Annotated in this window: 18 protein-coding genes; 7 read left to right on the forward strand and 11 right to left on the reverse strand. The window is 60.4% G+C overall.

Annotated elements, in window-relative coordinates; translation table 11 throughout:
• Positions 1 to 125: 125 nt before the first annotated feature.
• The 5 genes from UCMB321_RS19605 to pstS form a co-directional block, all read right to left on the reverse strand.
• Entirely contained in the window at positions 126 to 890 is a 765-nt protein-coding gene (locus tag UCMB321_RS19605) for an SDR family oxidoreductase (protein WP_040070063.1), read from the reverse strand.
• Positions 891 to 1,061: 171 nt separating this feature from the next.
• On the reverse strand, positions 1,062 to 1,841 hold the full coding sequence (gene pstB / locus UCMB321_RS19610) for a phosphate ABC transporter ATP-binding protein PstB (protein WP_040070065.1): 780 nt from the start codon (positions 1,839 to 1,841) through the stop codon (positions 1,062 to 1,064).
• Positions 1,841 to 2,713 (reverse strand): phosphate ABC transporter permease PstA, encoded by an 873-nt coding sequence (gene pstA / locus UCMB321_RS19615; protein ID WP_040070067.1) that lies wholly within the window; start codon positions 2,711 to 2,713, stop codon positions 1,841 to 1,843. The genes pstB and pstA overlap by 1 nt, the downstream gene beginning before the upstream one ends.
• Complete coding sequence (gene pstC / locus UCMB321_RS19620) at positions 2,710 to 3,678, reverse strand: phosphate ABC transporter permease subunit PstC (protein ID WP_167337450.1); 969 nt, start codon at positions 3,676 to 3,678, stop codon at positions 2,710 to 2,712. Before pstC ends, pstA begins: the two co-directional genes overlap by 4 nt.
• Positions 3,679 to 3,781: 103 nt before the next feature.
• On the reverse strand, positions 3,782 to 4,798 hold the full coding sequence (gene pstS / locus UCMB321_RS19625; protein ID WP_084615112.1) for a phosphate ABC transporter substrate-binding protein PstS: 1,017 nt from the start codon (positions 4,796 to 4,798) through the stop codon (positions 3,782 to 3,784).
• A gap of 279 nt (positions 4,799 to 5,077) precedes the next feature.
• Between pstS and UCMB321_RS19630 the strand changes: the two genes are divergently transcribed.
• Both UCMB321_RS19630 and UCMB321_RS19635 read left to right on the forward strand, forming a co-directional pair.
• Entirely contained in the window at positions 5,078 to 5,518 is a 441-nt protein-coding gene (locus tag UCMB321_RS19630; RefSeq protein ID WP_040070072.1) for a YeeE/YedE family protein, read from the forward strand.
• A complete protein-coding gene (locus UCMB321_RS19635) occupies positions 5,515 to 5,937 on the forward strand; it encodes a DUF6691 family protein (protein ID WP_040070075.1) in 423 nt (140 codons plus the stop codon). The genes UCMB321_RS19630 and UCMB321_RS19635 overlap by 4 nt, the downstream gene beginning before the upstream one ends.
• 111 nt (positions 5,938 to 6,048) lie before the next feature.
• On the opposite strand, the gene UCMB321_RS19640 is transcribed toward UCMB321_RS19635, so the two are convergent.
• Positions 6,049 to 6,519, reverse strand: coding sequence for a hypothetical protein (locus tag UCMB321_RS19640; protein ID WP_084615113.1), 471 nt, complete (start codon positions 6,517 to 6,519; stop codon positions 6,049 to 6,051).
• Positions 6,513 to 6,968 (reverse strand): glucosaminidase domain-containing protein, encoded by a 456-nt coding sequence (locus UCMB321_RS19645; RefSeq protein ID WP_040070077.1) that lies wholly within the window; start codon positions 6,966 to 6,968, stop codon positions 6,513 to 6,515. Before UCMB321_RS19645 ends, UCMB321_RS19640 begins: the two co-directional genes overlap by 7 nt.
• 391 nt (positions 6,969 to 7,359) lie before the next feature.
• On the opposite strand from UCMB321_RS19645, the gene UCMB321_RS19650 reads away from it, so the two are divergent.
• The 4 genes from UCMB321_RS19650 (at position 7,360) to UCMB321_RS19665 (ending at position 12,544) form a co-directional block, all read left to right on the forward strand.
• On the forward strand, positions 7,360 to 8,964 hold the full coding sequence (locus UCMB321_RS19650) for a tetratricopeptide repeat-containing response regulator (RefSeq protein ID WP_040070078.1): 1,605 nt from the start codon (positions 7,360 to 7,362) through the stop codon (positions 8,962 to 8,964).
• Entirely contained in the window at positions 8,961 to 9,653 is a 693-nt protein-coding gene (locus UCMB321_RS19655; RefSeq protein WP_040070080.1) for a sensor histidine kinase, read from the forward strand. Before UCMB321_RS19650 ends, UCMB321_RS19655 begins: the two co-directional genes overlap by 4 nt.
• Before the next feature lie 233 nt (positions 9,654 to 9,886).
• Complete coding sequence (locus UCMB321_RS19660; protein WP_209437195.1) at positions 9,887 to 11,128, forward strand: glutamine synthetase family protein; 1,242 nt, start codon at positions 9,887 to 9,889, stop codon at positions 11,126 to 11,128.
• Between the two features lie 72 nt (positions 11,129 to 11,200).
• Positions 11,201 to 12,544, forward strand: a complete 1,344-nt coding sequence (locus UCMB321_RS19665; RefSeq protein ID WP_040070084.1) for an MFS transporter — start codon at positions 11,201 to 11,203, stop codon at positions 12,542 to 12,544.
• Positions 12,545 to 12,608: 64 nt separating this feature from the next.
• On the opposite strand, the gene UCMB321_RS19670 is transcribed toward UCMB321_RS19665, so the two are convergent.
• The 4 genes from UCMB321_RS19670 to flgA all read right to left on the reverse strand — a co-directional run bounded on the left by UCMB321_RS19670 (position 12,609) and on the right by flgA (position 15,194).
• Complete coding sequence (locus tag UCMB321_RS19670; protein WP_040070086.1) at positions 12,609 to 13,349, reverse strand: flagellar brake protein; 741 nt, start codon at positions 13,347 to 13,349, stop codon at positions 12,609 to 12,611.
• Between the two features lie 95 nt (positions 13,350 to 13,444).
• Positions 13,445 to 13,912: a flagella synthesis protein FlgN gene (locus UCMB321_RS19675; RefSeq protein ID WP_040070088.1), complete on the reverse strand. Its 468-nt coding sequence runs from the start codon at positions 13,910 to 13,912 to the stop codon at positions 13,445 to 13,447.
• Between the two features lie 48 nt (positions 13,913 to 13,960).
• Complete coding sequence (flgM, locus tag UCMB321_RS19680; RefSeq protein ID WP_040070090.1) at positions 13,961 to 14,281, reverse strand: flagellar biosynthesis anti-sigma factor FlgM; 321 nt, start codon at positions 14,279 to 14,281, stop codon at positions 13,961 to 13,963.
• A gap of 151 nt (positions 14,282 to 14,432) precedes the next feature.
• On the reverse strand, positions 14,433 to 15,194 hold the full coding sequence (flgA, locus tag UCMB321_RS19685; protein WP_040070092.1) for a flagellar basal body P-ring formation chaperone FlgA: 762 nt from the start codon (positions 15,192 to 15,194) through the stop codon (positions 14,433 to 14,435).
• A 79-nt stretch (positions 15,195 to 15,273) separates the two neighbouring features.
• On the opposite strand from flgA, the gene UCMB321_RS19690 reads away from it, so the two are divergent.
• A complete protein-coding gene (locus UCMB321_RS19690) occupies positions 15,274 to 16,200 on the forward strand; it encodes a chemotaxis protein CheV (protein ID WP_040070094.1) in 927 nt (308 codons plus the stop codon).
• Positions 16,201 to 16,247: the final 47 nt, after the last annotated feature.

The following is a 16,247-nucleotide window of genomic DNA, read 5'->3' on the forward strand; positions in this document are numbered from 1 at the left end:
GTCATCGTCAAGATTAAATTCCGAAACCCCTATCTGCGAACGCAGGTAGGGGTTTTGTTTTTGCGCCGGCGAAAGTCCAGACACCTCCGACCCCAAGGCAGGCCCGGACCCTCGCCCTAGCAACATCAGGTGCGATTGATCGACACGCCTCCGTCAACCAGTAGCGCTGCGCCGGTCATGAATGACGAGGCGTCGGACGCCAGGTGCAGGACCGATTGCGCAAGTTCCTCCGGTGTAGCGATGCGTTTGAGAGCGTGTAGTCCTGCCACATGGGCCATTGCTTCGGGCGACGCACTCATTGTGCGCCCCATGGGCGTGTCTACTCCGCCAGGAAGGATTGCATTGACGCGAATGGCCTTCGGTCCAAACTCCGCGGCGAGTGATTGTGTCAATCCGATCAATCCGGCCTTACTGGCGGCGTAGGCGGCGACGCCGGGGAAGCCGACGGTGTAGCCAACAAAAGTCGAAGTGAAGATGAGGCTTCCGGAGCCACGAAGCAGCATCGCGGGGATCTGATACTTCGCACCAAGGAACGCGCTGGTGAGGTTGGTATCAATTGTCTCGCCCCAACCCGTCGCCGAGATTCCCGGCGTAGGGCCCATTTCGCCGAGCGTCCCCGCGTTGTTGAACGCGATGTCCAACCCACCGAAACGGTCAACGGCCGTCTGAACGAGAGTCCGTGCATAGGCCTCCTCTCTGACGTCGCCTGCAACGTATGTGGCCGTTCCGCCATTTCCAGTGATTTCCCTCACAAGGTCCTCCAACTCAGCCTTGCGGCGAGCGGCAACGACCACAGCTGCGCCCTCACGAGCGAAGAGTAGCGCGGTCGCGCGTCCAATCCCTGAACTGGCCCCGGTGACGATGGCGACTTTGTTTGCAAGTGTGTTCATGCTGCTTCCCGATATTCAAATTGATCAGCCGGCAGTCTGCTCGCCTCTCGAGGCGCAGGAACTCTGTTTCTTGGCATTGAATTCAGGCGAAATCGAGAGACACGGCACCGTTGGCAAATCCCGGGCAAAAAAAGACCACCTGTGCAGGTGGTCTTTTTATTAGCGGGTGGGTTATCCAAAGCGGCCGGTGACGTAGTCTTCGGTTTGCTTCTTCTTGGGATTGGTGAAGATGGTGTCGCTCATAGCATGCTCGATCAATTCACCCATGAACATGAAGGCCGTGTAGTCCGACACCCGTGCCGCCTGCTGCATGTTGTGGGTCACGATGATGATGGTGTACTGCTCTTTCAATTCAGTAATCAACTGCTCGATGCGCCCGGTGGAAATCGGGTCAAGCGCGGAAGTCGGTTCGTCCAGGAGCAAGACCTGTGGCCGCAGGGCAATGGTCCGTGCGATACACAGGCGTTGCTGTTGACCGCCTGAGAGGCCCTGTGCGCTTTGCTTGAGCTTATCCTTGACCTCGTCCCAAAGCGCCGCTCCACTCAGGGCCTGCTCGACACGGGCGTCCATCTCATGCCGGGAGAGCTGCTCATGATGGCGCACGGCGTAGGCCACGTTGTCGTAGATCGACATCGGAAAGGGTACGGGTTTCTGGAAGACCATGCCGACATGGCTGCGCAGGCGATTCATCGAGTAGCCCGGGGCGAGGATATTCTCTCCGTCGAGCAGCACCTCGCCGCGCGCTTCCTGCTTCGGGTACATGGAGTAGATCCGGTTGAATACCCGCAACAGCGTCGACTTGCCGCAACCTGAAGGTCCGATGATTGCGGTGATGCGCTTCTCTGGAATATCCATGTCGATGGACTTCAGAGAGCGTTGGTTATTGTAAAAAAACTCCAGGCCACGAACGCGAATTTTGGTTTTTTCGTTGCCAAGGTCACGGCTATTCATCAAGTCAACCTATTGCGCAAAAGGATCAAACGGGACAGAAGGCTGAGTATCAGTACAAACAGGGTCAGTACCAATGCGCCCGCCCAGGCCAGGGAGTGCCAGTCTTCGAACGGGCTCATGGCGTACTGGAAAATGACCACGGGCACGCTGGCAATCGGCTTGAGCAGGTTGCTGCTCCAGAACTGGTTGCCGAACGCGGTAAACAGCAGCGGCGCTGTTTCACCGGTGATTCTCGCCAGCGCCAGCAGTATTCCGGTCAGCACGCCGGCTTTCGCCGCTCGCAGGACGATCTGCAGGGTCAGTTTCCACTGCGGGACGCCTAATGCCAGCGCGGCTTCCCGCAGGGTGGTGGGTTGCAGCTGAAGCATTTCGTCGGTGGTCCTGACCACCACCGGAATCACCAGGAGCGCCAGGGCCAGGGCACCCGCGATGGCAGAGAAACCGGCCTGGTGGTTCGTCAGCAGGTTCAACGGCAGGATCACCGCGGTGTAGATGAACAAACCCAGCACAATCGACGGTGCCGACAGCAGGATGTCGTTGATAAAACGGACGGTGTTGCCCAGGCGCGAGTGTCGTGCGAACTCCGCCAGCCAGATGCCCGCCATCAAGCCGATCGGCGTACCGATCAACAGGGCGATAGCCGACATCAGGGCGCTGCCATAGAGCGCATTGGCCAGGCCGCCTTCCGTCCCCGGTGGCGGTGTCATCTGGGTGAAGAGGCTGAGGTTGAGTGCCTGGAAGCCATTGATGACCGTGGTCACCAGTATCCACACCAGCCAGATGAGGCCGAAGGCCGTGGCGCCACAACTGAGCACCATGGCCAGCCGATTCTTGAAGGCGCGGATCTGGTAGAGACGCTCATTGCTCGTCATACACCCTCCTTGCGTGAAAGCCGCATCAGCAGGAGTCGCGCCAGTGCCAATACGATAAAGGTGACGATAAACAGCAGGAAGCCCAGCGCGATCAGCGCGGAACGATGCAGGTCGGTATAGGCTTCGCTGAACTCGTTGGCGATCACCGAGGCGATGGAGCTGCTGGGCATCAGCAATGAGGCCGAGAACTGTTGGGCATTGCCCAGCACGAAGGTCACCGCCATGGTCTCGCCCAATGCCCGTCCCAGCCCGAGGAAAATACCGCCGACCACCGCGGAGCGGGTGTAAGGCAGGACGATGTCCCAGACCACTTCCCAGGTGGTGCCCCCCAAGGCGTAGGCTGACTCCTTGAGTGGGGTGGGAACGCTACGAAACACTTCCTGCATGACCGAGGTGATGAAGGGCATGATCATGATTGCCAGGACGATGCCGGCGGTCAGCATGCCGATTCCCAAGGGCGGGCCTTGAAAGAGCGAGCCCACCAAGGGAAGCGCGCCCAGGTAATCGTTGATCCAGGGAGACAGATGTTCGGCCATGAACGGGCCGAAAATGAACAGGCCCCACATGCCGTAGATAATCGATGGGATCCCCGCGAGCAATTCAATCGCCGAGGCGACGGGCATCCGCAGCCAGGGCGGTGCGACCTCGGTGAGAAAAATCGCAATGCCAAAACTGACGGGAACCGCAATCAGCAACGCCAGAAAAGACGTCACCAGGGTGCCGTAAATCGGCACCAGAGCACCAAAGTGGTTATTGACCGCATCCCACTCGGTGCTGGTAAGAAAGCCGAGACCAAAGGTCTTGAGCGCAAGGCTGCCACCCCAAAGTGTCGATGCGGCGATGCTCGCCAGTAGCAACAGCACCAGCATCGCTGCGCCCATCATCGAACGCCTGAACCAGAGATCATGACGATGATCGCGAGTCGCACGCGCATCGCTCGTCACTTCACTGCTGTAAAGGGTCATGGCCGGAGGTTGGACTATATCGTTCATCAAAAGTCTGCTCACGAACAAACCCCTTCACTCGGCAAGAATGGCCCGAGGAAGGGGTGTTTTGGCTATTGCCGGATCAATGGGCGAAGTCAGACTTCCAATAGCCTTCGATCCGCTGGACGAGGGAGTCGGGCAAAGCGACATAGTCCAGTGCCGAAGCCTGCTGCTGGCCATTTTCCAGCGACCATTTGAAGAAGTTGAAGGCTGCCTGGCTTTGCTCGGCATTCTTCGGCTGCTTGTACATGATGATCCAGGTGGTCGCCGTGATCGGCCATGCGCCATCGCCCGGGGCGTTGGTCATGATCAGGTTGAAGTCCTTGGCGTTTGCCCAGTCGGCGGTGTCGGCAGCGGCCTGGAACGCTTTGGCGTTCGGCTCAATGAACTTGCCGGCGGCATTCTTCAACTGCGCGTGAGTCATCTTGTTCTGCAGGGCGTAGGCGTACTCGACATAACCAATGGAGTTCTTGATCTGCTTGACGTAGGCGGAGACGCCTTCGTTGCCTTTGCCGCCCACACCGACCGGCCAAGGCACCGCGGTGCCGAAACCGATTTTGGATTTCCAGCCATCACTCACTTTGGAGAGGTAGTTGGTGAAGTTATAAGAGGTGCCCGAGCCGTCCGAACGGTGAACGACGGTGATTTTACCATCAGGCAGTTTTGTGCCCGGGTTCAGTGCGGCGATAGCCGGGTCATTCCAGACAGTGATCTCCCCGAGGAAGATTTTTGCCAGGGTCTCGCCGTCGAGCTTCAATTGGCCCGCCGCGATCCCCTCGACGTTCAGCACTGGCACGATGCCGCCGATGACGCTGGGAAATTGACCCAGGCCGCCGGTTTTCAGCTCATCAGCCGACAACGGGGCATCGGAGGCACCAAAATCCACGGTGGCCGACTTGATCTGGGCAATGCCGCCACCCGATCCGATCGACTGGTAATTGATACGGTTGCTGGAGCTTTTGCCGTAGTCCTGCGACCACTTGGACAAAACCGGATAGACAAAGCTGGAACCTGCACCGGTCACGTCGGTGGCATGGGCAACGCCGCTCAGGCAGAGGGAAGCCAGCAGGACAGACAGGCCTTTTTTAGTCAGCAACATCACGACAACACCTCATGGAAGGGTTAAGTGGAGTGATCCACCTATAAAGAGACGTTACGATTTAATTCCTGAAATATTTCTGTCTGATGACTGCGAGGGGATTTTTAGTAATATTTCGACATGAAAATTCATTCATTTGTGTTGGCGGTCCTGGGCGTCGGAAAATAGGCAGCACTCTGGTGAAGCCTTCAGTCACTGACGTGCGTGGCCAGCATCCCCCATTCCCGTGACAACTGATCCAGTTCGACACTCATCTCTTTATTAAGCGCAGGAGGCGATATGACTATCGACTGGCTGAACTTTACGCCTTGGTCGGCACTGGCCGGGGGCGCGCTGATCGGACTGGCGGCCGGGCTCTTCGTGCTCGCCAATGGCCGTATCGCCGGCATCAGCGGATTACTCGGCAGTGCGCTTCAGCGTGGCAGTGAAGGGTGGGGCGAGAAGGCACTGTTTCTGCTTGGCCTGCTGCTGGCTCCTTTGTTGTGGGGCGTCTTCCATGGGCTGCCGACGATCCGCTTCGAGACCGGTTTGCCAGGCCTGGTGCTGGCGGGCCTGCTGGTGGGGTTGGGAACCCGTTATGGTTCGGGTTGCACCAGTGGCCACGGTGTGTGTGGTATTTCACGCCTGTCCCCGCGTTCCATCGTGGCCACGCTATGCTTCATGGCTGCGGGATTCGCCACGGTCCATGTTCTTCGGCATATGTCGGGAGCTTCGCTATGACCAGGTTGACGGCTTTTCTGGGCGGGCTGATTTTCGGTATCGGCCTGCTGCTGGCGGGTATGGCCAACCCTGCCAAGGTGTTGGGGTTTCTTGACCTGGCAGGGGCCTGGGATCCTTCCCTGGGGTTGGTCATGGTGGGAGCCGTGGCCGTGGCGGCCTTGCCATTCCGATGGGCCGGCAAGCGCAAGCAGTCCCTGCTGGGAGCGCCCATGCAGATACCGCTCAAGCGTGAGTTGGATGCACGGTTGATCGGCGGCAGCGTGCTGTTCGGCGTGGGATGGGGGATCGCCGGTATCTGCCCGGGACCTGCGCTGACGATTCTGCTGATCGGGCATTGGCAGGTGATCGTCTTCGTGCTGGCCATGCTGGCGGGTATCCAGCTGTTTGCCGTGCTGGAAAAACGCCAGGCGGGTCGTTGAGCGGGTCGCCGGATGCAGTGGCTTCATGCAACGAGGCCGCTCTTGTGGTGTGACCCTGGCCAGTGCATCAAGTCATCATCGTCGCCTGGCATGGCAGATCAGGCCGATAGCCTACTTATCATCCTCACACCCCAACCCCTGGCGTTGTCCTGCTTCGTCGTTCAGAGTCTTGCCGGTCCTGGCCATGATCTGCGTCTGCAGTTGCTTGAGCGCGGGCGCGGTCAGGCGCTTGCAACTGTTGATTTCCCACACGTCACCGGTGAGCACGCTGACCGAGAACAGTCCCCAGTACTCGGTGGCACCCGCCTTGGGATCGTCGTAACCCAGGCTGAAATCGAAATACCCGGGGTGGGGCGGATTGCCGTTGCCGTCGGCCAGATCGCCGTCGATAAAGACACCGGGCTTGCTCAGTTTGTAGGGCTGCTGCTTGAGCGCGACCACCAGTACTTGCTGGGCTTGCTCGCGGCTCAGACCCTCTGGCTTGATCTGCTCGGGAGGCAGTGTCGAAGCAGCGCAGGCAGAGAGCGTGGCGCTGGCCAGACTCAGAGTCAGCAGCCATGCAGAGACGGTTTTGATCAGCACGCTAACCGTCCTTTGACTGTCGTGATGATGTCGGCCAGGTAGTGGGTGAAACCGTTACGGCCACCTGTCGCCGCGTTGCCGGTGTTGAAGCCGATCTTCACCAGGGCCTGGGCAAACTCCAGGGGTTCTTTCTTGCCTCTCACGGCCGAGCCATAGCGGTTGGCGAAGGATTGCGCGCACTGCTGGAAGGAGGAGAACTTCGCCACTTTGATCCTGGCATTGCCCATTGGTGCCTCCTCACCGATCTGCAAGGGGGCCGGAGCGTGCAGGGAGAAATAGTTGTTCAGTTCCCGGGCGATACGACCGCTGCCGTATTGGCTTTCCTGGGCCGCGAGACCGAGGATGTTCTCCACCGGTACGTCCAGTTGATCGGCAATCGGCTGGCAAGCCGCTTTGTGTTTGCTGACGAAAGTGACAGCGATGACGTTGTTACACAGCCTGGTGCTCAAGATTATTCCCTTAATATGACGAGTCGATTCCATGGATGCCGGATGAAGCCGCCACAGTATAGGCCAGTGTGGTGCCGCACTCGATGCTGGCACCTGTTGTCCCGCGCTCAGGTTTTCTCGGCACCTGACGATACCCTGATTGGGAGAACCCGGGAAAACCACCGCCGTGGGGGGATCGTGTGTCTCAAGCTGTCGATCGAGCCTCTATAGCTTTTGCCGCTACGCTGGGCAAAAGGTCAGGCGTTACCTGCCATTTTGTACGATGCTGTAAAGTTGTTTGATGGCAAATTGCCTTTAGTTATTATCTGCGCGCGAAAGTGGCAGGGAAGCTGAACCCGCTCCGGTGATTGCCCACGGGCTCATCTTCTTATTTCCCATGACAGGAATCTCGATGCTGGCGTATCACCAAAAAAACTTTCTGATCGTCGACGATTTCTCCGATTTCCGTAGTTCAGTCAGGTCCATGCTGCGCGAGTTGGGCGTCAAGGAAGTGGACACCGCCGACACCGGGGAGCAGGCGCTGCGCATGTGCGCGCAGAAGCGCTACGATTTTGTGCTGCACGACTACCATCTGGGCGACGGCAGGAAGAACGGCCAGCAGGTGCTCGAAGACCTGATGACCGACAAGCTGATCAGCCATGAAAGCGTGTTTGTCATGGTCACCGCCGAAAGCAGCCAGGCCATGGTGCTCTCGGCTCTCGAGCACGAACCCGATGCCTACCTGACCAAGCCGTTCAACCGCGCGAGCCTGGCTCAGCGCCTGGAAAAGCTGGTTCAGCGCAAGAACCTGCTCAAGCCGATCATGCAGGCGCTGGACCGTGACAAACCGGCCGAAGTGCTGGCGGCCTGTACCCGCCTGACCCAGCAGGACACCCGTTTCGCTCCGCTGTGCCTGCGCTATCGTGCCGATGCGATGTGGAACCTGAACCAGTTCGAGCCCCTGGAACGTTTTCTCTCGGGCATCCTGGCCGACCGCCCGTTGCCCTGGGCCTATGCCCGCATGGGTCAGTTGCTGTTCAAGCGCAACCAGACCGCTCAGGCCAAGGCCCTCTACGAAACCGCGCTCAAGGCGTTTCCGATGATGCCGGCGCTCTATGACGGCCTGGCCGAGGTGCTGGTGGTGGAGGGCGATACCCGGCGCGCGCAGAGCGTGCTGGAGGAGGCCGTACGCTTGTCGCCCCTGGCGGTACGCCGACAGTCGCTGCTGGGCAAGCTGGCGATGACCAACGAAGATTTTGAAAGCGCTTCCCGGGCCTATCGCCAGGCCGTGGCCCAGGGCGAGCAATCGCGTTTCAAGGACCCGGAAAGCAACCTTGGCCTGGCCCACGCGCTGATCAGCAAGGGCGCCGAGCGTGGACTGGACACCCGCACCCGGTTGGAGATCAACCAGACCCTGAGCGCGGTGGCCAAGGAAAACGCCAACGACCAGGGCTTGCAGGTGCGCGCGCGCTTGATGAAGGCCACCAGCCTGCTGCTCAACGATGCCGAAACCGCCGACAAGCTCACCGAGCAGGCGATGGCCCGCCTGGACGGCATGGAGAACTTCATGAGCGCCGAGGCCGCGCTGCTGGTGGCCAAGCAGCTCCAGCAACTGGGCCAGGCCGATGCCGGGGTGTCGATGCTCAAGAACTGCGTGGAGATCTACGGCGACGATCCGACGGTGATGAAAGGCATCGCCAAGCTGACCGACGACCCGGAAATTCTCGGCGGCGGCAAGGCGGCCATCGATCTCAACGTGCAGGGGGTGCGCAGCTACAAGGGCGGCAACCTGGACGAGGCCGTGGGCCTGTTCCGTCGCGCCCTGGCGTTGCAACCGAAGAACATCAGTATCGCCCTGAACGCGGCCCAGGCCTTGCTCGTCATTGCTCAGAAGAGCAGCGATGCCGCTGTGCTCGAGGAGTGTCGCGGCTGTCTGAAAATGGTCGGCAAGATGCCGGACAGCGACCCCCGTTATGAGAGGTATCAGAAATTGCGCAGTCGGGCGTTTGGCGAATGAGTGACGGTCACGAGGGGCTGGATTTTTCCACGGTGATCGCCTCCACCGTGCATGACATGAAGAACTCCCTGGCGATGCTGACCCAGGCCCATGGCCAGTGGCTGGCGCGCTTGCCCGGCGTCGAGCGTGAAACGCCCGAGCACAGTGTGATCGAGTATGAGTTCGCGCATCTCAACACCATGCTGGTGCAATTGCTCGGGCTGTACAAACTGGGCGTCAACCAGCTGCCGCTGCGCCCGGATTATCATGAGATGGACGACTTCATCGGCGCGCAACTGGCGGGGCGCCAGGAATTGCTGAACAGCCGCGGGATCGTCGCCAGTTGCGAGGTGGACGATTTCAGCCCGCTGGGGTTCTTCGATCGGGAATTGATCAGTTCGGTGGTGGGGAATATCGTCACCAATGCCATCGGCTACGCCTGTCATGCGCTGCTGGTCAGTGTCCGTGAAGAGGGCGAGCAGTTGGTGTTGAGCATCAATGACGACGGCCCCGGCTATCCGGAGCAGATGGTCGAGCGCCAGGCCGATTATGTCCAGGGCATCAATCCGGCCACCGGCAGTACCGGCCTGGGGCTGTATTTCGCCGCGCGGATTGCCGGGCTGCACGAACGCAACGGCGTGCGCGGGCGGATCGAGATCGCCAATGGCGGGACCTTGGGCGGGGCATTGTTCAGTCTTTATCTGCCTTGATCCCGGGGACGCAACCTCGAATGGATCAGGCTGTCAGGCTTTTCTGTATTCCCTGCTTGAAATCCTGAACGGGTGATGCGTATTTTGTACAGGACGCCGTTCGCGGCCCGTACAATAACAAGGATTGAGTCATGACGACCGATGGCCAGCGTTCACTCGCCCAGCGACTGACCGGCATTGATGAGATTGAGTGTGTCACCCCGGACCTCAATGGCGTACCCCGCGGCAAGGTGATGACCGCCGAGGGCTTTCTCGAAGGGCGGCGCCTGCAGATGGCCCGTGGGGTCTTGCTGCAATGCATCATGGGCGGTTACCCGCCGGCGCGTTTCTACGGCAGTGACGACGGCGACCTGGCGCTCACCGCCGACCCCCGGCAGATTCATCGCCTGCCCTGGAGCCGGCAACCGCGTGCCCTGGCCATCTGCGATGCGGATGAGCTGAGCGGCGAAAGTTCCAGTCTGTCGACCCGTGGCCAGCTCAAGGCGGTGATCGCGCGTTATGCGGCCCGTGGCCTGGCCCCGGTGGTCGCCACCGAGCTGGAGTTCTTCGTCTTCGCCCCCAACCCCGACCCGACCCAGGCTTTCCTGCCACCCGTGGGCCTGGACGGTCGTCGCGAGGATGGCCATTCGGCGTTCAGCATCAGTTCCAACAACGGCCTGCGCCCGTTCTTCAGCGAAGTCTATGAGTGCATGGCGGCCCTGGGTCTGCCCCGGGATACCTTCATGCACGAAATGGGTGTCAGCCAGTTCGAGATCAACCTGCTGCATGGCGATCCGCTGCTGCTGGCCGACCAGACCTTCCTGTTCAAGCACCTGCTCAAGGAAGTCGCCCTCAAGCACGGCCTGACCGTGGTGTGCATGGCCAAGCCGCTGGCCAACACCCCCGGCAGTTCGATGCATATTCACCAGAGCGTGGTGCGCACCGAGGGTGGGCGCAATGTGTTCAGCGATGCCGATGGCGAGCCGACGGCGATGTTCCGGCATTTCATCGGTGGACAGCAGGCCTGCCTGGCGGACTTCACGGCGCTGTTCGCGCCGAACGTGAATTCCTACCAACGGCTGTGCCACCCCTTCGCCTCGCCGAACAATGCCTGCTGGTCCCACGACAACCGCGCGGCCGGCTTGCGCATTCCGGCCAGTTCGCCGGTGGCGCGGCGCGTGGAGAACCGTTTGCCGGGCGCTGATGCCAACCCCTATCTGGCCATTGCCGCAAGCCTGGCAGCCGGCCTGCACGGGATCGAGCATGAGCTGGAGCCGACGCCGGCGGTCCAGGGCGAGTTCGAAGTCCCGGAGGCTTTGTCATTGCCATGTACCTTGCACGCCGCGCTCGAGCGTCTGAAGCGTAGCCCGTTGGCCAGGGAACTGTTCGGCAACCTGTTCATCGAAGGCTACATCGCTTCGAAGAGCATGGAACTGACCAGTTTCCTGGGTGAAATTACTCCCTGGGAGCGTCGTGTTCTGGGCGCCCAGGCATAGCTGTAGCCGTCCCGTTCGGGCTATCTTGTCGGATAGCCCGATACCTCACTCAAGGAGCCGCTCGGAACGCCGATGCGCCAAATCTGGAAACCCTTTCGAGCGCTGTATTTCGCCTCGCTGATGATGTTGATCGGCTCGGGCCTCCTGAGTACCTACCTGGCCCTGCGCCTGGCGTCCGAGCATGTCGACGGCCTGTGGGTGGGGGCCTTGATGGCCGCCAACTACTTCGGCCTGGTGCTGGGCGGCAAGCTCGGCCACCGGCTGATTGCCCGGGTCGGCCATATTCGCGCCTATGCCACCTGCGCCGGATTTGTCGGGGCGGCGGTGCTCGGCCATGGCCTGATCGACTGGCTGCCGGCCTGGCTGTTGCTGCGGATGATCGTGGGCCTGGGGATGATGTGCCAGTACATGGTCATCGAGAGCTGGCTCAATGAGCAGGCGCAAGCCAATCAGCGCGGCGTGGTCTTCAGTGGCTACATGATTGCCTCTTACCTGGGGCTGATCCTCGGGCAGATGATCCTGGTCCTGCACCCGGCCCTGGGCCTGGAACTGCTGATGGCGGTGGCGATGTGCTTTGCCCTGTGCCTGGTGCCCGTGGCCATGACCCGGCGGATCCACCCGGCGCCCCTGCATCCGGCGCCGCTGGAGCCGCGCTTCTTCATGGAGCGGGTGCCGCAGTCGCTGACCACCGTCCTCGGCGGCGGGATCATCGTCGGCTCCTTTTACGGTCTGGCACCGTTGTATGCGTCCCAACAGGGGCTTTCCACCGAGCAGGTGGGCCTGTTCATGGGCTGCTGCATTTTCGCCGGTTTCCTGGTGCAGTGGCCGTTGGGCTGGCTGTCGGATCGCTATGATCGGGCGGTGCTGATTCGCACCATCGCCTTTCTGCTGGCGCTGGCCTCCTTGCCGTTGGCGATCCTGTCCCATGCGCCGCTGGAGGTGCTGTTCGTCGCGGGCTTCGTGGTGTCCTTGCTGCAGTTCTGCCTGTATCCGCTGGCGGTGGCGTTTTCCAACGACCATATCGAGGGCGATCGGCGCGTTTCGCTGACGGCCATGCTGCTGATGACCTATGGTATCGGCGCGAGCATCGGGCCCCTGGTGGCCGGTGTGCTGATGAAGCTGTTCGGCAGTCAGATGCTCTACGCGTTTTTCAGTTTCTTCGCCTTGATGCTGGTCTGGCGGATCCGGCCGCAGGCGGTGACCCACCTGCATCAGGTCGAGGATGCGCCGCTGCAGCAGCAGGTGGTCGTGCCGGAGGCCATGTCGCCGCTGGGTGCCGCGCTTGACCCGCGGGTCGATGAGCAGATCGTGCTCGACCAGATGTGCGACGGTGTCGCGCGCGCACCGCACGAGGTCGAGGCGGTATCCGAGGTGGACGAGTCGGACCCGGAGCCGGCGCACAAGTCGAGCAACTGAGGCGGCGAGCATAAAAAACGGGCCACCTGATGAGGGTGGCCCGTTTTTCCTGGCGGCTGCCGGGTCAGAAGTCGTCTTTGTCGAAGCGCCGCGCTTCACGCTGCAACTGATAGACGAAGCGCTCGACCTGGCGTTGGACCAGGCCGCTCATGTTGTGGAAGCGCACGCCGGCGAAGGTGGTGTTGATCCTTTCCTCGAAGTGCAGGTGACGCAGTTCCACGGGGGCGGTCATGGGGCCGTAGGGCAGGGCGGCAATGAAGCGCTCGTAGACCTGGCCCAGTTGCAGGCGGTCGGAAATATCACCGTCGAAACGCAGCTTGCAGCCGGTGGCGGAAATGTCCAGCAACTTGCCGTTCACCGGTGTCTTGAGCTTCTCGCCGCCCAGTTCGACATTGACCAGTGCGGTCAGCTTCAAGGCGGCGCGGAAGGCATTGCGACGTTGGTGATAGACCACTTCATCGGGCATCGAGCCACGGTAGCAACCGTTGGTCTCGTCGATGGTCATGGGTTGCGGTTGTTCCCAGGCGATGCGCACGCCTTCATGGAAGCCTTCGATCCGGAAGGGTTCGCCGGCGGAGAGGAAGCGCTCGCCGTCGCGAGGGATCATTTCGTCCAGGGCCAGGGTGCCGGCTTCGCGGTCGACATCGATCACAAAGCTCTGGAAGCGTTGGCTGCGCTCATGAAAGGTGATGATCAGCGGGTCATGACTTTCCTGCAGCATCCGCAAGTTGGCGGAAATTTCCAGGGGCGTGCTAAGCACCTTGGGTGGCTGCGGAGCATCATCCGCGCTTGGGGCATTGGACACGGTTCATCAATCTCCAGACAAAATACGACTGCACGCACAGGCTAGCATTTTGCCAGCATGTTGCGCGCCTTGGTAGAGCACACGCAAGGCCCGATTCAAGCCTGACTGAGTGGGCGTGGCTTCACAGACTTCGCTGTCGAGCCGCGCGCATCATAGAGGGCAGGTGTTTCACCGCCGGTCAGGATCTTCAACTGGTTTGCGGTTGTCGCTTGTTGAACCTGGATATTACGACCGTTGAGCTCGTTGGCGGCTTGGCATTCGGCCAGCAATTGGGTCAGCACATCGCTCTGGCTCAGCAATTGTTCACCGATACCGGACTGCGCGGCGAGTTGTTCCAGGCCGGCGCGGTTGGTGGGCAAATTGAGGCCGGCGAGTACCTGGCTGCGTTTGCGGCCATGCTGTTCCAGCAGAATGATCAGCGCTTGCTTGCGAGCCAGAATGTCTTCCAGCTCCAACATATTGCGGCCATGGAGCGCCAGGGATTCGGCGCGCAGCAACTCAAGCAGGTCTTGAGCGGGAGCAAAATCGTCGGTGATCAGTTGCAGTAGCGTGTTGTCGTGCATGGCTGGCCTTGGTTTTTAAGCGTCCAAAAGCCTGACGCAGGCCGGAGCCTAGCGCTGGGCTTCGAAGTTGAGCAATTTGCTGGCTACGCGGTTGCTGTCGACCTTGTAGCTGCCATCGGCAATCGCCTGCTTCAACTCGGCCACACGGGCGCTGTTGACGACAGGTTGGTTGCGCAGCTTGTCAGTGACTTGTTGCAACTGCTGAGCCTCATTACTGAGGTGTACCGATTCCCCGCTTTGGCTGACCGCTGCCGCCTGCGTGTTCACGGACGCGGATTTGCCGGAACTGTCGGCTTCCTTGCTGGCGCTGGTGCGCGTACTGCCTGTCAGTGACGGGGCGTTATTCAAACGACTGAAATCGATGACCATGATGAAAAAAACCTCTGGGTATTTGGACGCTTGCCTTGTTTTCGGCCATACCCGGTAAAACTTTAGGCTCATATGAGAATGAGCCCCACGTGATGGCGGTACCGCTGTCTGGAGCACAGTTTAGGAAAAGCTTTCGCTTAGCGCCAGTTCCCTACAAGGCGACCTCCACTTGTCCCGGCGCGGTCACCCGGGCCTTGATCACGCGTTGGGAGTTCAGGTTCTTGATCCTGATCTGCTCGTTCAGGCCGCCGTTGGACAGGGCTTCACCCGGCATCTTGACCACCAGGCCACCGCTCGTCGCGCTGATGACCACCTGATCACCCTTGCGGACCACCTCGGCCTGTTCCAGATGGACCAGGGTGACGACCTGGTCCATGACCATTGGTCGGACAAGTTTCTGTCCGATGGCTTCGTCCGTGGACGTCAGGAAACCCTGGTTGTTCAGGCTGATGTCGCGCTCACGCAGGGTGACGTCACCGGGTTCGATGATGCCGGCGCGCTTGAGGGGGCGTGTGGTGACCACCACATTGCGGAACAGCTTGACCTGGGCCGGTACGAACACGGTCCAGGGCGAACTGCCTTCGCAGCGAACCTTGACCGTGACGCGGCCAATGGGGGTGGCCGGGCTTTCCAGGGTGGCTGTCAATTCCTTGTCACAGGCGGCCATGCGCAAACGGGGATCGAGCTGGTTGACCTGGATTTCGTAGCGCCCTTCGGTTTGACTGCTGGCCAGATAGTCTTCTACGGTGAACTCAAGAAAGCCTTGGGTCACGCCGATAAGCTGATCAGGCAGGGTCGCCGACTCAGCAAGGGCAGGACCGCCGGGGTTCAGACAGCATAAAGCCGCCAAGACCCAGAGCAATCTGCGGTACTGTGAGGTCAGGCGTCGAAAAAATGTCGTTTGTGCTTTCATAACAGTATAAAAAGCAAGGCTCGTGCCGTTTAATGCCGCAGAGGCGTCGGATCATGAAGCTTGGTAAGAGGTGGCTGGTATGGCGGGTGTGATGGATTCGGTGAACCAGCGTACGCAACTGGTCGGGCAGAACCGCCTCGAGCTGTTGTTGTTTCGCCTGGATGGTCAGCAGTTGTACGGGATCAACGTCTTCAAGGTGCGGGAGGTGCTGCAGTGCCCCAAGCTGACCCTGATGCCCAAATCCAGCCCGGTGGTCTGTGGCGTGGCGAATATCCGTGGGGCGACCATTCCGATCCTGGATCTGGCGATGGCCACCGGGGCGGGTGGGCTCCAGGATCAAAGTAATCCGTTTGTGATCATTACCGAGTACAACACCAAGACCCAGGGTTTCCTGGTGAAATCGGTGGAGCGCATCGTCAATATGAACTGGGAAGAGATCCATCCGCCGCCCAAGGGCACCGGACGCGATCACTACCTGACCGCCGTGACCCGGATCGACAACCAGTTGGTGGAAATCATCGACGTCGAGAAGATCCTCGCCGAGGTGTCGCCGACCTCCGAATCGATTTCCCATGGGGTGGTCGATGTCGAGACCCAGGCCAAGGCGATTTCGATGCGGGTGCTGACGGTGGATGACTCATCGGTGGCGCGCAAGCAGGTCACGCGTTGCCTGCAGACCGTGGGCGTGGAAGTGGTGGCGTTGAACGACGGCCGGCAGGCGTTGGATTACCTGCGCAAGCTGGTCGACGAGGGCAAGAAGCCGGAAGAGGAATTCCTGATGATGATTTCCGACATCGAAATGCCCGAAATGGACGGTTACACCCTCACGGCCGAGATCCGCAACGATCCACGCATGCAAAAACTTCATATCATCCTGCATACTTCCTTGTCAGGGGTCTTCAACCAGGCGATGGTCAAGAAGGTCGGCGCCGATGACTTCCTGGCCAAGTTCCGTCCCGATGACCTGGCAGCCCGGGTGGTCGGTCGGATCAAGGCGGCAGAATAAGCGACCGGGAACCTCCGTTCCCGGCGGTACCAACGATTGTAGAGGCG

This window comes from Pseudomonas batumici (assembly GCF_000820515.1).
GTDB lineage: Bacteria > Pseudomonadota > Gammaproteobacteria > Pseudomonadales > Pseudomonadaceae > Aquipseudomonas > Aquipseudomonas batumici.

What these genes read in the sequence shown, in the direction of transcription:
- UCMB321_RS19690 (WP_040070094.1), top strand. Translation starts at nt 15,274, where the DNA reads ATGGCGGGTGTGATGGATTCGGTGAACCAGCGTACGCAACTGGTCGGG.
- UCMB321_RS19660 (WP_209437195.1), top strand. Translation starts at nt 9,887, where the DNA reads ATGACCGCCGAGGGCTTTCTCGAAGGGCGGCGCCTGCAGATGGCCCGT.
- flgA (WP_040070092.1), bottom strand. Translation starts at nt 15,194, where the DNA reads ATGAAAGCACAAACGACATTTTTTCGACGCCTGACCTCACAGTACCGC.
- pstC (WP_167337450.1), bottom strand. Translation starts at nt 3,678, where the DNA reads ATGACCCTTTACAGCAGTGAAGTGACGAGCGATGCGCGTGCGACTCGC.
- pstA (WP_040070067.1), bottom strand. Translation starts at nt 2,713, where the DNA reads ATGACGAGCAATGAGCGTCTCTACCAGATCCGCGCCTTCAAGAATCGG.
- UCMB321_RS19665 (WP_040070084.1), top strand. Translation starts at nt 11,201, where the DNA reads ATGCGCCAAATCTGGAAACCCTTTCGAGCGCTGTATTTCGCCTCGCTG.
- UCMB321_RS19675 (WP_040070088.1), bottom strand. Translation starts at nt 13,912, where the DNA reads ATGCACGACAACACGCTACTGCAACTGATCACCGACGATTTTGCTCCC.
- UCMB321_RS19630 (WP_040070072.1), top strand. Translation starts at nt 5,078, where the DNA reads ATGACTATCGACTGGCTGAACTTTACGCCTTGGTCGGCACTGGCCGGG.
- pstB (WP_040070065.1), bottom strand. Translation starts at nt 1,841, where the DNA reads ATGAATAGCCGTGACCTTGGCAACGAAAAAACCAAAATTCGCGTTCGT.
- UCMB321_RS19605 (WP_040070063.1), bottom strand. Translation starts at nt 890, where the DNA reads ATGAACACACTTGCAAACAAAGTCGCCATCGTCACCGGGGCCAGTTCA.
- flgM (WP_040070090.1), bottom strand. Translation starts at nt 14,281, where the DNA reads ATGGTCATCGATTTCAGTCGTTTGAATAACGCCCCGTCACTGACAGGC.
- UCMB321_RS19650 (WP_040070078.1), top strand. Translation starts at nt 7,360, where the DNA reads ATGCTGGCGTATCACCAAAAAAACTTTCTGATCGTCGACGATTTCTCC.
- UCMB321_RS19655 (WP_040070080.1), top strand. Translation starts at nt 8,961, where the DNA reads ATGAGTGACGGTCACGAGGGGCTGGATTTTTCCACGGTGATCGCCTCC.
- UCMB321_RS19635 (WP_040070075.1), top strand. Translation starts at nt 5,515, where the DNA reads ATGACCAGGTTGACGGCTTTTCTGGGCGGGCTGATTTTCGGTATCGGC.
- pstS (WP_084615112.1), bottom strand. Translation starts at nt 4,798, where the DNA reads ATGTTGCTGACTAAAAAAGGCCTGTCTGTCCTGCTGGCTTCCCTCTGC.